This window comes from Streptococcus salivarius, from assembly GCF_002094975.1.
Taxonomy (GTDB): domain Bacteria; phylum Bacillota; class Bacilli; order Lactobacillales; family Streptococcaceae; genus Streptococcus; species Streptococcus salivarius_D.
The window spans coordinates 1,241,876-1,258,548 of record NZ_CP015283.1 but is presented as its reverse complement, the minus strand read 5'-3'; the positions used below and the strand labels follow the sequence as shown (position 1 = coordinate 1,258,548).

General features: G+C 37.8%; 8 protein-coding genes. 6 read left to right on the top strand and 2 right to left on the bottom strand.

The genetic code is table 11. From position 1 onward, the window contains the following. Nucleotides 1-12: 12 nt before the first annotated feature. From V471_RS05990 to V471_RS05970, 5 genes are all read left to right on the top strand, one after another. A complete protein-coding gene (locus tag V471_RS05990) occupies nt 13-3,576 on the top strand; it encodes a KxYKxGKxW signal peptide domain-containing protein (protein WP_084871230.1) in 3,564 nt (1,187 codons plus the stop codon). Nucleotides 3,577-3,630: 54 nt separating this feature from the next. Next, nucleotides 3,631-6,159 (top strand): KxYKxGKxW signal peptide domain-containing protein, encoded by a 2,529-nt coding sequence (locus V471_RS05985; RefSeq protein ID WP_084871229.1) that lies wholly within the window; start codon nt 3,631-3,633, stop codon nt 6,157-6,159. A 715-nt stretch (nt 6,160-6,874) separates the two neighbouring features. Further along, the gene (locus V471_RS05980) at nt 6,875-8,398 is read left to right on the top strand and encodes a glucosyl transferase (RefSeq protein ID WP_002883853.1); all 1,524 of its coding nucleotides are present in this window, start codon (nt 6,875-6,877) and stop codon (nt 8,396-8,398) included. A gap of 84 nt (nt 8,399-8,482) precedes the next feature. Then, nucleotides 8,483-10,912, top strand: coding sequence for a glucosyl transferase (locus tag V471_RS05975; RefSeq protein WP_084871228.1), 2,430 nt, complete (start codon nt 8,483-8,485; stop codon nt 10,910-10,912). Between the two features lie 363 nt (nt 10,913-11,275). Next, a complete protein-coding gene (locus V471_RS05970; protein ID WP_084871227.1) occupies nt 11,276-12,475 on the top strand; it encodes a hypothetical protein in 1,200 nt (399 codons plus the stop codon). A 165-nt stretch (nt 12,476-12,640) separates the two neighbouring features. Here the strand turns inward: V471_RS05970 and pdxT are convergent, their stop codons facing one another. Both pdxT and pdxS read right to left on the bottom strand, forming a co-directional pair. Then, nucleotides 12,641-13,234: a pyridoxal 5'-phosphate synthase glutaminase subunit PdxT gene (pdxT, locus tag V471_RS05965; RefSeq protein WP_084871226.1), complete on the bottom strand. Its 594-nt coding sequence runs from the start codon at nt 13,232-13,234 to the stop codon at nt 12,641-12,643. Continuing rightward, nucleotides 13,235-14,107, bottom strand: coding sequence for a pyridoxal 5'-phosphate synthase lyase subunit PdxS (gene pdxS, locus V471_RS05960; RefSeq protein ID WP_002883851.1), 873 nt, complete (start codon nt 14,105-14,107; stop codon nt 13,235-13,237). It lies immediately after the preceding gene. Nucleotides 14,108-14,437: 330 nt separating this feature from the next. On the opposite strand from pdxS, the gene V471_RS05955 reads away from it, so the two are divergent. Continuing rightward, nucleotides 14,438-16,396: a KxYKxGKxW signal peptide domain-containing protein gene (locus tag V471_RS05955; protein WP_084871225.1), complete on the top strand. Its 1,959-nt coding sequence runs from the start codon at nt 14,438-14,440 to the stop codon at nt 16,394-16,396. Nucleotides 16,397-16,673 lie beyond the last annotated feature (277 nt).

Genomic DNA, 16,673 nt, shown 5'->3' with positions numbered 1-16,673 from the left:
AGGAGAATTATCATGGAAAAGAAAGTACATTTTAAACTTCACAAAGTAAAAAAACATTGGGTAACTATTGCAGTGACAGGACTAGCTTTGGGATTGAGTTTTGCAGGTCTCAACTATGCTTCAGCTGAAGAACAACCTACCCCTGTTAATGAAGCAACTGTTGAAGCCACCATCAAAGAAGGCGCTATTGACGTCGATGCTCCAGCAAGTAATGAAGCCACAACTAAACCTACAGAAAATACAGCTGCTACCGCTTCGAGCGAAACTGCCACAGTGTCAGAAACACCAGTAGCTAGCTCTGAAGTGGCTTCAACAGAAATTGTTTCTGAAAAACCAAGCTTTGAAGTCACAAGCACAGCTAGTTCGGAAGCATCTAATTCTGAAACTGTTCATTCTGAGGTAAGTGCAACAAATACACCTACAAACAACGAAAACCTCATCATAAGTACTTCTCCTGATAAAACAACTTTAGATACCTCACAAAAAGATGGCGATTTCACCATCACTGTTGAAGCGGAAGGTATCACAAAAAAGACAGATAAAAGAGAGAGTTTCGTTTCAGATGCAAATGGTGTTACCTATTATGTAGATACAAAAGGGCAGCTGGTTACTGGACCAAAAGAAATCAACGGTTTCCAATATTACTTTAACAATGACGGCACTATGGTAAAAGGGCAACTTAGGAAAGTTGACGATAAACTCCACTTTTACGATGAAAACGATGGCAAGCTAGTAACAGACCGTTTTATTACATTCAAAGACAGCCACTATATTCCAGAAGAAAACTATAGTAAAGTTGTTTACTTCAATGAACCTGCTTATATCGAACCAAACTATTATGTAATGCCTGGATTAGAACGTTACTATTTCGATAAAAATGGTAACACACTTGAGAAAGGTCGTCAGACAATTTTAGGTGATGACTATTACATCTATGACAATGGCCAAGTTGCTGTTCATAGACTAATGGAATTAGATCACAAACGCTACTACTTTGATGACAAAGGGGCCTTAGCCAAAAACAAACAATTTCCTATCATCGAAAAGGGTCTTCGGAAGTCTATGCCATATGTATTTTATTCAGACCACAATGGGGTGGCTGATTATCTCAATAAACAACTAAACATTGTGACTTATCCGTTCCCAATTTACTATACTCTTCCTTCAGAAAATAATATAGAATATCCAAAAAATCAATTTATGATGGACTACGAAGGTCGTTGGTATTACTTCAACAAAGACGGATTTCCAGTCACTGGACCTAAGACTATTGATGGCTTTGAACTCTACTTCCATGAATCATCTCGTCCAGAAGGACATCAAGCTAAAGGCGAATTCATTAATATTGATAATAAAATCTACTACTTTGACAAAGACAATGGCCGTAAAGTCAAGGACACTTCCTTTGAGTTAAACGGTATCCATTATATCGCAGATAAAGAGGGTAACATTACTATCCAAGGTGATTCTAGATTCCATAACCAATATGTCAGCGATGATAAAGGCAACTGGTATTACTACAACTCCGATGGCAATAAACTCATTGGCGAACAAACCATTGATAACGTCAAAGTTTACTTTAAGGACAGTGGAGTCCAAGTTAAAGGACACTTCGCTCCGAATGGACACTTTTATGACAAGGATAGTGGTGAACTTGTTACTAATGCTTATGTAGAAGACAATGGAAACTGGTACTATGTCGATGAAAATGGTCAAAAACTCATTGGAAACCAAATTGTTGATAGTTATCATGTTTGTTTTGACGGTAATGGTCGTCAACTAAAAGGTGAAGCTAGCTACTCAAATTCAGGTCTACCAAAACATTACTATGATTTGCATAATGGACAAATGGTTATCAACTCTCTTATTCAAATCGATGGAAAGACCTATAAAGCTGATAATGAAGGTAAACTCTCTGAGGTACCATATGCTTTAAACTATCGCAACCAAATTGTTACCGACGAATTTGAAAACAGCTATTATTATGACTACCAAGGAATGATGGTTAAAAATCAATACGTTACTATCTATCACCTAGAGAATGACTATCTTAACCCTAAAATTAGAAAAGTCACCTATTATGCAGGATATGACGGAAAATTCCTTCACGGTCCCCAAACAATAAATGGTGTTGCTGTTTATTTTAATGCCTATGGTGAACAAATCAAAGACCAGTTCGCAGACGATGGTTACTATTATGATAAAGATACCGGTGCTCGTGTTAATTTAGGTGTCAACCGATCAGTTATGATAAATGGTAAATGGTATTATGTTGACCAAAACGGAAAGCAATCTAAAGGAGAGTTTATTAAACAAGGAGGAAACAAATACTACTACGATAAAATTAATGGTGAGCGTGTCATTGGAACACTTTTTGAAGTGAACGATAAACTTTATATTTCAGATCAAGAAGGTGTCATTACTGAAAAGAAAGATGATATCAAAAAAAATGGACTGTTCTATGATGACTACCACAATATCCATTATATGAATGATAATGGTCATCTAGCTAGGAACTTATACGTTCCTTCTAACCACAATGGATTTAGCGATGATACAAAACCATTTTACTATTTTGGTTCCGAAGGAATCGCTTTAAAAGAGGAGCATACTATTAATGGTGAAACAGTATTCTTCGATGAAAATGGAGAGCAAGTAAAAGGAGGTTTCGCAAAAAACGGTAAATATTACGATAAACATACAGGTAACTTAGCAAGAAATACTTTCAGAGAGCGTACTGTAAGAATCGCTCGTGAATGGCGTGCTAATGGTATCTCAACTACATTCCGCTACTACCTAGATAATAGTGGCTACAAGGTGTCAGGTTATCAGACTATTAACGGTGAGGACTACTACTTCTACCCTGATGGACCACAATTAAAAGGGGATTTCGCACCAGATGGTAGATATCACGATAAAGACACCGGAGCTTTAGTCACAAAACGTTATGTTCAAATAAAACCTTGGCATTTTATCACCGACCTAGGTAATGAGCCTATCGACCATAATTATGTTCAAGTATTTCAATTCGATAGATACCCTAGTCTAGCAGACACCTCAACTGGTGCAATTACTAGATATTTTGGTAAAAAATATTCTAATAGTTGGTACTACGTCGATGAAAATAGTCAAAAGGTAACTGGACACAAAACTATCGATAATGTGAAGGTTTACTTTGATAAAGATGGTAAACAAGCTAAAGGTATTGTTGCTGATGATGGTTATTACTATGACAAGAATACTGGTGAACTTGTTGACTTAGGACGTGACAAATTCGTTGACATTGACGGTTATCGTTACTATGTTGGTAGTGATGGTAAATGTTATAAGGGTGAACAAAAGATTGGAGATGATTACTACTATTTTCACGATGATGGTAGACTAGGCTACGATGAATTGCGAACAATTTGGGCGGGAAATGACTACTTCTACCATTATTATTACCCAAAAACTGGAAAACGTGCTAAAAATGTTGACATTACTTTTAATCACTCAATTCGTTACAAGGTGAAAGCTGAGGTTGTTCATTTCGATGAAAACGGTGATGGAAGAGTTATTAAATATATTTACGAATAATATTTATTTCACACATATAATTCCAATTTATCTTTCAATGAAAGGAGAATTATCATGGAAAAGAAAGTACATTTTAAACTTCACAAAGTTAAAAAACATTGGGTAACTATTGCAGTGACAGGACTTGCTTTGGGATTGAGTTTTGCTGGCCTTAACTATGCTTCAGCTGAAGAACAACCTACCCCTGTTAATGAAGCAACTGTTGAAGCCATCATCAAAGAAGGCGCTATTGACGTCGATGCTCCAGCAAGTAATGAAGCCACAGCTAAACCTGCAGAAAACACAGTTGCTACCGCTTCGAGCGAAGCCGCCACAGTATCAGAAACACCAGTAGTCACCTCTGAAGTTACTTCAACAGAAACTATTTCTGAAAAAACAAGCTCTGAAGTCACAAGTACAGCTAGTTCGGAACTAGCTAATTCTGAAACTGCACATTCTGAGGTGAGTGCAACAACTAGTGAGAGTGTTACAGCTGAGAATGTGTCACCTGTCGGTGATATCCCAAACGAAAATACCACAAGAGGAACTGACCGTTCTGCCTTTACTGAAAAAAGGAATGGATTTGTTACCGAAAAAGAAGAACGTATTGAAACAGAAAACTATCTAGGAAGTCTTATCACTACAAGACATCCTTATTACGTAACTTATTACTACGATAACAACGGTAATAAGCTTATGGGATGGCAAGATATTAATGGTGAACGCTATTATTTCAAAAAAGAGCGAGAACATCCTGGTTTCGAAACTATTGATGGAAAACTCTATTACTTTACAGATAGTGCACGTATGCTCCATGATGAATTTGTTGAAGAAAATGGTCAAACTTACTATCTAGGTAGCGATGGCGTGCGAGTTTCTGGCTTACAAGATATCAAAGGACAAACCTATTACTTTAATCCTGATAGAAACGGTCAACTTAGCTATGGCTTGAACGTGGTCGGAGACAAGCTCTATCTGTTTGGAGATGCTGGCAAAGAAAATGCAGGACAATTAGTTAAAGACACACATCTCAACAACGGTGATTTCAAACTGAATATTGATCCTAATGGTATCGTTACGGTGGCAAATAACCATCCAGCTTTTCTACAAGATAATGGTGGTCACTGGTACTATATGGATAAAGATGGAAAACTAGTTACTGGACTACAAACCATTGATGGTTTGACTTATTACTTTGATTCGAATGGTAGACAGGTCAAGGGTGAACGCCGTAAGGTCAATGGTAAATCCTATTTTTACGACCCAGATAACGGCGCCCTTGTGACGAACCGACTCGTCACCTTCAAAGCTGGACGATTCATTCCTGAAGAAAACTATGCTAAAGAAATAAGATTTGACTTTGCTCCTTATTCCAATTATGACAGCAAAGAACATCCTGAACTCGAAAGGTATTATTTTGGTGCCGATGGCCTACCAGTCACAGGATGGCAAACCATCAATGGTAATAGGTACTTTTTCCAAGATGATGGAAACATGGTCGTGCACAGATTTTTCAATAACTATTACTTCTACAATGATGGAACTATTGCTAGAAATAGACGATTGAATATTCCTACGCACTATATTATGAGAGAATTTCCAAATATCTATGAATTTGATAATGATGGGGTTGGTAAATTCATTTCTAGTGATTTTAAGGACCTTCGACCTAAGAGCGCTCATTTTTCTCAAGATAAAGAGGGCTACTGGTACTACTACGATGAGTATGGACAACCTGGTGTTGGTGCCGAAACTATTGATGGCTATGACATGTATTTCCATTTAGGAACTCATCGCCAAGCTAAGGGAGAGTTCGTTGATATCGATGGCAAGGTTTACTATTTTGATAAAGATAACGGTCGAAAGGTTAAAGATACAACTTTTGATTTCGATGGTAAGACCTATGTGGCAGACCAATCTGGTGTCCTCAGCATTAAAAGTCAATCAACTGAACGAAACCGCTATATTAGTGATTCCGAAGGTAACTGGTACTATGTCAATGACAAGGGTTACCTCCTCCTTGGTGCTCATACCATTGATAACGTCAACGTTTATTTCGGCACCAATGGTGTCCAATACAAAGGCCATTTTGCTCCTGATAATCACTATTACGATAAAGATAACGGTGCTTTAGTAACAGATAGATTGGTTGAGGATGGCGGCAAAGAGTTTTATGTTGATGAAAAAGGAAAGAAGTTTCACGGTGCTAAATACTTGGACGGAATTCAGTACTACTTTAGCTACGGCGAAAAAGTGAAAGGTGAGTTTAATTATCCATACCGTGGTGATCATTATTATGACAAAGAGACTGGTGCCCTTGTAACCGGAAAATACTTCGAACATAAGAATAACTGGTATTATGCAAATAGTAAGGGAAATATTCTGACTGGTAGAAGAGTTATCGATGGCAAGCATGTCTACTTCTACGATGATGATTATGGACAATATAAGGGTATACAAGCTAAAGATAAACTCATCATTTTAGGTGGTAAGACTTACTATTATCTTCCTGGCTCTGGTAATCGTGCTGATAATGTAACCTTGACAATCAATCACGTTACTTATTACTTCGATAATGACGGGGTTGGCCATATCCTTCGATAGTCATTTACAAGTGACTATGAATTTCAATTATTTCACACAAAAGGAAGTCGACAGTTGGTCAACTTCCTTTTTCATATAATCAATCACTGTCATTCAAACAGAACCCAATTATGACATTTTTTTAACATTTACGATTATCTTGTAAAAAAACTTGTTTGTAATTAAAAAAGTATTATAATAAAGATAGGTGAGCATGTAAGCGTTTTACCAAAACGTTGAAAGTGTACTACAGAGGGATTAGGATTAGGAACTTGGCTTTAGAATTCTAACGTCAAAATAATTTTTTATGCATGAAAACTGGTCCTTAGGCACTTTGGCATGATAATCTAAGGCTCTTTTCATACACACATCTGTCTATAATACAAAACTAGAGCTTTAGAGAGAATGTTTCAAACTAAAAGTTCTAGTTTTTTGTATTTAAAGACATATGCCATAGGCTGGATTCAATAATAAAACGAAAGGAGAGAAATAAAAGTATTAGGATAAATAAGTGAAGACACTTGTTTCTAGATATGAATTACACAGCATAAGCATATTCTCCTTGCCACACGTTTGACGTGCTCCCCTATAAAATCTTCTTATGGTCATGACATGAGAGATTTAGATATGGGACTCAGTCGTTTTAACAGATTTGCCTACTTTTAACACTATTTTAACGGCGAGCTCCTTTATAACCACCCAAACATCGGTGTTCATTTTATGAAAGGAGTCTATCATGAATACTGAAATGAATTATCCATGGCACGTGTACAAGAAGCACCTTGTGGCACTTTCTTGTGTAACCGCACTAGCTGCTTTTTCCCTAGTTGCTCGCCCTGCATTTGCGGAAGAAGTAAAAGCATCTGATACGAATGCTAAGACCGAAGTTGTCGCACCTGCTATAGAAAATGTAGTGGCTACTGTTGAGACTAAGACACTTGATGAAAATCCAACAGCAACTACAACAGATGCACCAACAGGCACAAGCATTATCAATAGCGAAGCTACAAGTGTTACCACTGATACTACAGCTATTCCTGAAACAGCTAAACCCGCTTCAGAGGCTTCAAGTACAGTTATCTCTGAAACAAATTCAACAAGATCAGAAATACCTACTTCTAAAACAGGAGCTACAGTAAGTGAAACTGCTAGTATGGAAAACGCTAGATATGAGGACATCTCAGAAAATCGACTTAAGACTGATGTTTCTTCCTTCAATAACGATGAAAACACAGAAATTCAAGACGAAGATCCTGAAGAAAATATTACAGGTGGTCAATGGTATAGTGACGTACAAGGTAGTTGGCACTACAAAAAAGACGGTAAAGACCTTATAGGCGCACACGTTGTTGACAATCAGCACGTGTATTTCCATGAAGATGGTAAACAAGCCAAAGGTGAGTCTGTCCAACGTAATAACCATTATTATTTCTACGACCAGAATCTAGGGCATAGGATAACTGAACAGTTTGTCAAGGTAGCTGATTTTCCTCACGATGAATACCGTTACTTTGGTAAATATGGTGTGGCTGTAACAGGCTGGCAAGATATTAATGGAAACCGTTACTATTTCTATCCTGACACTGCGTATAGAGTCTCCATTCCTTGGTACCAAGGAGATTGGGATGACTTCCATAAAGTTTACATTGATAGCAAGCCATACTACTTTGGACATGATGGTGAACTTTGGCGAAACCGCTATGTCAGATCTCTAGGGGGAATTCCTGGTGGCTATAAGAGCATGGATTTCGGAACATTTTACCTCGGCGACGACGGACAATACGTTACAGGCTGGCAAAAGAAAGGCGAAAAAGAATATTATTATTTTGAATACGGACGACAAGCTCGAGGAATCGGATTCAACAACAATGACAGCCAAACCAATGTTATGGGGCAATTTATTAGGTTCCCAGAAGGTATCCGTTACTTTGAACCTTATACTGGTGAACTTGTCAAAAATCGTATGATTTATAACGACAAGAATATGCTTTTTGAATATTCACATGGTTATATTCCTGGATGGCTCTATTTCGATAAAGACGGTATTGCAGTAACTGGACTTCAACAAGTTTGGGGTGAATACTACTACTTCCGTGATGCAGCTGGTCTCCCAATAAGAGTTCAGGGAGAAATTGTAGACTACAAGGGACATAAGCTTTACTTCGATCCAAACAATGGTCAAATGTGGCGTAATCGTAATGCCAATATTGATGGAAAAAATTATCATATTGATGAAAACGGCTACCTTACAGAGATTTAAGTCATCAATCAATTGTAATTAAGTTATTTTTGCATTATTTCAGTTTTTAGACTGAAAAGATTTTAAGATGAAGGGGAATTTATCATGATTACGAAAAGGACTAACCCAAAGAAACACCTTGTGGCACTTTCTTGCGCAACCGCTCTAGCTACTTTTACTTTACTCGCACGACCTGCATTTGCGGATGAAGCGAAAACACCTGAAACTTCTAGTCAACCAACTGAGATTCTTGCACCTGCACAAGAAACTGCAGTAACTAATGTTGAGGTCAAAGCACCTACTACAAATCCTATTTCAACTAATACTGAGCTACCTACTAGTACAAGTACGGTTCTTAGTGAAGCTCCTAGCAGTGAAGTCGCATCATCTGAATTAGCAAGCGAATCACCAGTAGAAATCACTTCTGAACAAGAAATTAGCAATCAAGATAATCAGGCAAATAAAGCTATACCTATTAAAACGGCAACTTCAGAAGCCTCTACTACAAAAACTTCGGCAGAAAAAGTCACTGAACCTGTTCCTGTCGAAGAAACAAAAACACCTACAAAAAACAGTGTACAACCTGCCCCAATCGATGAAAATGAAAAGCCAGTCACACCTTCTGTAACACTTGAAAATGCACCTCATATTTCTGGTGGACATTATTATAGTGATGATAATGGTAACTGGTATTACAAGGATGCAAATGGCAAAAATCTTGTCGGGCTGAACTATGTGGATAATGTTCCTGTTTACTTTAGCCAAGACGGTATTCAAATCAAAGGTGGTTTTGCAGAGGATGGCCGATACTATGACAAAGATTCTGGTGCTCTTGTAACCAAGACCTTTAAAGAACTCTTAACTTATATTGGTCGTGATGATATCAACGGTCAAAACATTTATACTACTGATTGGTACTACCTTGATGCCGACGGACGGCCACTTAAAGGTCCTCAAAATCTTGGTGGTACAAACATGTACTTCTTCCCTAATGGAGCACAAGTTAAGGGACGTTTTGCTCCTGATGGACATTACTATGACAAAGATTCTGGTGCGCTTGTAACTAATAGATTTGTTCATATTTATAACTGGAATTTCCAAAATCAAGACGGAAATCGTGTTCTTAAATTTATGCTTACTATTCCGAACGACTCTGCTATAGGATCTGACGGTAAATCACACTTTATTGATATGAGTCATTACCCACTTTCTAGCAAAGATTTAGATCGTGAAGATTTCTACTACTATGTTGATGCTAAAGGGGATAAACTGACAGGACCTCAAACCCTAAACGGCATCCATGTTTACTTCGACCAAAATGGTAGACAACTTAGAAGTGAGTTCAAATTTGACGAAGATGGTACCGTTCATTATTACGATGCAAAAAACGGTGCACGCGCTGAAAATACCATTGTCAGAACCAACACTGGTGCCTTCAAATTCGATGCAAATGGTAATGGACATTTGATGGAACCTGGTGAAGAAACAGACACTCCCGTCATTCCTACAATCTCCCTAGACAAGGCACCACGAGTTTTTGGTGGTCACTATTATAGTGATAACGAGGGCAACTGGTACTACAAGGATGCAAACGGTAAAAACCTCATCGGTCTCAACTTCGTTGACAACATTCCAGTCTACTTTGACAAGGATGGCAAACAAGTCAAAGGACGTTTTGCAGAGGATGGTCGCTATTTTGATAAAGACTCTGGTGCACTTGTAACAAAACGCTATCTTGAAACTGAAGATGGCAACTGGGTTTACGTCAATGATAAAGGTGATAAACTCAAGGGAGAACAAACTATCAATGGTGTTAAAGTCTACTTTGATGATTTCACTGGTATACAAGTCAAGGGACATTTTGCACCAAATGGTAAATACTATGATAAAGATTCTGGTGCTCTCGTAACCAATGCTTTTAAAGAAATCTTAACTTATATTGGTCGTGATGACATCAACAATCAAAATGTCTATACTACTGCCTGGTACTATCTCGATGCTGATGGTAAGCCATTAACAGGACCTCAAACCTTTGGAAATAGTCGCTTTTACTTCCTTCCTAATGGCGCACAAGTCAAGGGACGCTTCGCCCCTGATGGACACTATTATGATAAAAACTCTGGTGCTCTCGTCACTGATAGCTTTGTTCATGTCTACAACTGGAATTACCGAAATCTCGATGGTGATCGCATCTTCCACTTCACTATTACCATTCCTGGAAATGATCTCGTAGATCAGGATGGACAGTACCCAAGAGAAAGTAAAGATTTAGATCGTGAAGATTTCTACTACTATGTTGATGCTAAAGGGGATAAACTGACAGGACCTCAAACCTTAAACGGCATTCATGTTTACTTCGACCAAAACGGTAGACAACTTAGAGGTGAATTCAAATTTGACGATGACGGAACTGTCCACTATTACGATGCTAAGAATGGGGCACGCGCTGAAAATACCATTGTTAGAACAAACACTGGTGCCTTCAAATTCGATGCTGACGGTAATGGACATTTGATGGGACCTGGTGAAGTATAAGAAAATAATTCAAATAACAACTATTGATATCTCATAATTACTTTGATTTAGGAATCGCTAAAAAGGAAGTCGACCAACTGTCAACTTCCTTTTTCATATCACAAGTAAACTTTTTTCCACTTTAAGAAAACTTTAGGCTTTGCTTTATATACTATAACCATCCTAAAACTTTTCTTTTTCATAATCTCCTAAATCCAGGGCATAAGTTCTGGATTTTTTTGTGTTTAACTTAAAAAGTACTAACTCGGAAAGCAAAAAAAGGTTCCTATTATACTAAAATTCAAGTATAATAAATCGTATAGTATTTAGAATAATTAAAAAATTGTTTTTTTATTTATAAAACATATATTTGGAGGTAATTAATTGAAAAATAAACTCAAGAAAAATGCTCTCTGGGGACTTATTCCAATTCTCTGTCTTATTGCTGCTTATTATTTTCTAGCCTTTGCTCCCCATCAAAAGGCAGTCGACTCATTCAATAATATTGCTCAAAAGGTAAAAAATAAGAATAATCTCTTAGAAGATAAAATAAAGACAGCAAATCAACTCCTAAGTAATAAAGACAAACCTTTAGATGAAAATCTTTCCTCTGAATTAAAAAATGAAATCACTTCTGCTGAGAAAGCAAAACGAAAAATTCCTAAGATCAAAAAGTCAACAAGTGACATTAACAAACAGGTAGAAGTACTTAAAAAACCGTTAGATTATACAACTGAAATAAAGAAACTCGATGAGCTAAATCAAAAGTATTCAACAAGTGTTAAACAACTAAAACAAATAACCAACCCTTCTAGTAGCTTTATCGAAAGTAAACTTAAAGAAATTGATACCATTACAGGAGTTCAGTCAGCAACCGAAGATAATGTTCCAAATAAGGGATTGAATAAACAAGGTAGTTACACAGCATCCGTGTATTTTACTGATAGTTTAGTTACTGACACTATTGAAGGAAAGGATATTGTAACTAAAGGAACTGATGCTGGTGGCAATATCGAAGTCTACAAAACAGTTGAAGATGCACAAAAACGAAATGAGTATTTGAGTGCTTTCGACGGACTCCCAGCTATGTTAAATCCTGGATCTCATTATGTTTATGGTACGATTATCATCCGAACTTCTGGAAGATTGACTGCTACACAACAAAATGACCTAACTCAAAAGATTTATCAAAAGTTGATTGAGATTAAAGATGGAGATACAAGCGAAACTAGTCAAAAAACTGAAACCAATAATAGCTCTGAAACTAGTACTCAAACTAACGTAACAACACAATCTACTCAAAAGAATTCAGGTACTGTCTCTAGTTCTACCACCGAAAATACTACAAATACTGCTTCTAGCGAAAAACAATCTGAATACCTCAGTAATATTGATGCAAATGGCTATAACAAGCTTACTGGAGAAAATATCTTTGAGAAAAAATCCGGAAATCCTGAAGATGGTCCTGAGTACCACAGTTTCTTTGATAGAAATGGCTATAACAGTCAAACAGGTATGAATCTTAATGATTACGTTGTACCCAATGATAGTTCCACTGGCATAGGATGGTCAGACGGTCAATAGTTAATTCTTAAAAATACTCACCTACTACTTTAAGAAAACTTTAGGCTTTGATTTATATACTATAACTATCCTAAAACTTTTCTTTTTCATAATCTCCTAAATCCAGGGCCTAGGTTCTGGATTTTTTTGCGTGAAGGAGAAGTAAATGAATTTATGAAATTTGAATCAAAGCTTTTCTTCTTTTGCCTGATTAATCATATCTAGGAAATAAGCATGTACCCTTTCGTCACCCGTTAATTCTGGATGAAAAGAGGTCACTAACATCTGCTTTTCTCTAGCTGCCACAATTGCCCCATTGACTTGAGCTAAAATCTCCACTTCTGCTCCAACAGCTTCAATAATTGGCCCACGAATAAAGACCATTGGGATTTCCCCTATTCCTTTAAATTCAGCATCTGTGACAAAACTGCCCAATTGGCGACCATAGGCATTTCTGGCTACATTGATGTCCATGCTTGCCAAATGTTTTGTTTGGTCCCCTACTATGGTTTTGGCTAACAAAATCAGACCTGCACAGGTTCCAAATACAGGTAGTCCCGCATCAATTTTCGTCTTAATCGGCGTAAACAAGTCTAAATCATGCAAAAGTTTTCCCATGACTGTCGACTCTCCCCCTGGTAGAATGAGCCCGTCTAAATCAGCGTGAGCTTCCCAATCCTGTCGATTTCTGATTTGAACCGTTTCAACCCCAAGTGCTTTCAAGACCTGCTCATGTTCTGCAAAAGCTCCTTGTAAAGCCAGTATTCCGATTTTTGTCATCTATTTTCCTCGCTCTGCCATTAAGATGTCAATTTCATCCTTGTTGATACCAACCATGGCTTCACCCAAATCTTCTGACACTTGCGCCAAAATATCTGGACGATTATAGTTAGTCACTGCCTTGACGATAGCTTCCGCACGTTTTTTCGGATCTCCTGACTTGAAAATCCCTGAACCAACAAAGACACCTTCAGCACCCAGCTGCATCATAAGAGCAGCATCTGCTGGCGTCGCTACACCACCTGCTGCAAAATTGACAACAGGCAACTTGCCATGTTCATGGACATAACGGACCAAATCAATTGGCACCTGCAAGTCTTTAGCAGTAATATAGAGTTCATCTTCTCTGAGATTTTGAATACGGCGAATTTCTTGATTCATGAGTCGCAAGTGGTGAACAGCCTGGACAATATCACCAGTACCAGGTTCACCCTTGGTACGAATCATAGATGCCCCTTCTGAAATACGGCGAAGAGCCTCACCAAGGTCCTTTGCTCCACAGACGAAAGGCACATCAAATTTGGTTTTGTCCACATGAATAAGATCATCAGCCGGTGTCAAAACCTCACTCTCGTCGATATAATCAATCTCAATCGCCTGCAAAATCTGTGCTTCCACGAAATGACCAATACGCACCTTAGCCATCACTGGAATACTAACAGCGTCCTGAATTTCCTTAATCATCTTAGGATCACTCATACGTGACACACCACCCACCGCACGGATATCGGCCGGAATGCGTTCCAAGGCCATGACTGCAGCTGCTCCTGCCGCTTCAGCAATACGTGCCTGCTCAGGATTTTGAACGTCCATGATGACGCCCCCCTTAAGCATCTGTGCCAAATTTTTATTTAAGTCGTAACGATTTGTCATTGCAATCACCTCTCATGTTTTTATGCCCTCTATTTTACACAGGATGATTTTTGAAAAAAAGACTCTATTTCTCAAACTGTATGGGGACAATTACTCTTTCAAGCATATCTATAGACGAAAAAATAAATAAATTAGGAAGACTCTTTTATAGGCTACAACTATCACGAATATAAGAATCTTTTTATAAAATCATGACGTTTTTGTATCCGTTTTCTATTGAAATTATTAGAAAATAGGATTAAAATATAATCGTAAATTAATTTTTGGTATTCATCTTGTTTTAAATGTCACAGCATGAATTTACCAAGTCACCATATAAGGGGGAAAATTATGGAAAACAAAGTTCGTTTCAAACTTCATAAAGTTAAGAAACATTGGATCACAATCGCTGCCTCAAGTTTGGCTATCGGAGCTTCACTAATTGGACTAGGACAGGTCGGAGCTGATGAAGTCAAACCAGAAACGACTGCTGTTAACAGTCCTGAAAATGTCGTCTCTGACAGCAATCTTGAGACAAGTGCTAGCCTTATAACAAGAACCGAAGTAGCTCCAACGAGTACAGTTGTCGAGAATACTTCTAATGCAGCAGTATCTACTGACACTACACCTACTAATGTCGCTACTCAGCCAACAGAAACAACTGCTACACAGCCTACTATCGAGACTGATAAAAAGGTTGAAACCGCTCAATCTAGTGAAACAACTATTGCTGGTAGGGGTGCTGAAGTCTCATCTGAAACAAGCGACAACGTAACTACTTCACAGGAAACACCCTCCCAAGGTGGCAAGTTCACATCCGATGATCAGGGTAACTGGTATTACCTAGACAACGAGGGCCACAAACTAACTGGCCCACAAACCATCGACAGCTTCAACCTCTACTTCCATGACAATGGCATCCAAGCAAAAGGTGAAAAAGTCACTATTGATGGCAAGGACTACTACTACGATAAAGATAATGGGCGTAAGGTAACTGATACAAGCATTGAAGTAGACGGTAAAACCTATCTAGCAGATGCTGATGGCATCCTAACCGAAAAAACACAACTACCTACTCAGGTCGTGACGGGTGGTCATTTCCAATCTGACAACCAAAAAGATTGGTATTACTACACTGCCAACGGTGAAAAATTGACTGGTTGGCAAAATGTTGATGGTGTTATCCTTTATTTTGATAAAGATGGGAAACAAGTCAAAGGACAAGAACGAGAGATTGGTGGAAAATACTATCGATTCGATGAGAATGATGGTTCTCTATTAACGAATCAGTGGCATCACACTTCAATTTTCAATGGCTATAGGACAGAACCTCAATATACAACTTATACTAATTACTTAGGCGAAGATGGTGCTGCATTTATTGGATGGCATACCATTGACAGTAAACGTTATTATTTCAAACCTGATGGACTTTTGGCTAAAAATGATACTGTCACAATTGATGGGAAGATTTATCTTTTTGATTACCAAGGACAATTGGTCAAGAACAAATATGGCATTGTTGAAACTCCTTCAATGTTCCATGCAAACACTTCTACCTACCGTACCAATGCTAACGGCGAAGTCTTAACTGGTAAACAAATTATCGATGGAAAAGAATATATCTTTGCTTCAAAGGGTCAAGTTGTTGATGGTATCATAGGTTATGACAGCAAACTTTATCTAGTCACAGATAGTAAAATAGAAAAAAACTATTTTGGAGCCCTTTTTTCAAAAAAAACATTTTGGGGCGGGCCTAGTTTCTCTGGAATCTATGGAACTGATAAAAACGGTGTCCTCCTCGAGGGCATCCAACGAGGCTCTGATGGTCAACTGCACTACTTCCAACCTGAGGTAAAAAGTGTTGATAAGCCTACATGGAAAGAAATCGATGGCAAGCGCTATCGTCTAACAAAATCATATCGAACAGAAAGATATGCTGGTATGTACACCACTATTATCCTTACTAACGACACTTTGAAAGTCGATGATAAGACCTACACAATTGATAATGAGGGAGTTGTGACTGAATTTACGGCTAAAAACCAATTTGTTCGTGATGATTTCTGGAACTGGTACTACTACGACAAAGAGGGCAAACTCCTAACAGGCCGTCAAACCATTGATGGTGTTCAACTCTACTTTGATAAAAATGGTAAGCAAGTCAAAGGTAGTCTAGTAGAGATTGATGGTAAAACTTACTACTTTGACAAAGATAGTGGGGCTATGTGGACGAATACCACTCTCGAAAAAGACGGCAAGACTTATATCATCGATGAAAATGGTGTGGCTACTGAGAAAGTGAATTAAAAAGGAAAGACAAAATATTTCTACCACTTTAAGAAAACTTTAGGATTTAATTTATATACTATAACCATCCTAAAACTTTTCTTTTTCATAATCTCCTAAATTCAGGGCCTATGCCCTGGATTTTTTTGTTTTTTAAACTCTTGTGACTGCTAAAATTATGACATTTGCCATTCACTCTCTTTTTATGTAATCGTTTTCTTATTTTTATCTAAATTTCTTATTTTTTCTTGAAACTCTCTAAAATAGCGCTATAATAGAACTTAGGAAATGGAGGAAA

What these genes read in the sequence shown, in the direction of transcription:
- pdxS (WP_002883851.1), bottom strand. Translation starts at nt 14,107, where the DNA reads ATGACAAATCGTTACGACTTAAATAAAAATTTGGCACAGATGCTTAAG.
- pdxT (WP_084871226.1), bottom strand. Translation starts at nt 13,234, where the DNA reads ATGACAAAAATCGGAATACTGGCTTTACAAGGAGCTTTTGCAGAACAT.
- V471_RS05955 (WP_084871225.1), top strand. Translation starts at nt 14,438, where the DNA reads ATGGAAAACAAAGTTCGTTTCAAACTTCATAAAGTTAAGAAACATTGG.
- V471_RS05975 (WP_084871228.1), top strand. Translation starts at nt 8,483, where the DNA reads ATGATTACGAAAAGGACTAACCCAAAGAAACACCTTGTGGCACTTTCT.
- V471_RS05985 (WP_084871229.1), top strand. Translation starts at nt 3,631, where the DNA reads ATGGAAAAGAAAGTACATTTTAAACTTCACAAAGTTAAAAAACATTGG.
- V471_RS05990 (WP_084871230.1), top strand. Translation starts at nt 13, where the DNA reads ATGGAAAAGAAAGTACATTTTAAACTTCACAAAGTAAAAAAACATTGG.
- V471_RS05980 (WP_002883853.1), top strand. Translation starts at nt 6,875, where the DNA reads ATGAATACTGAAATGAATTATCCATGGCACGTGTACAAGAAGCACCTT.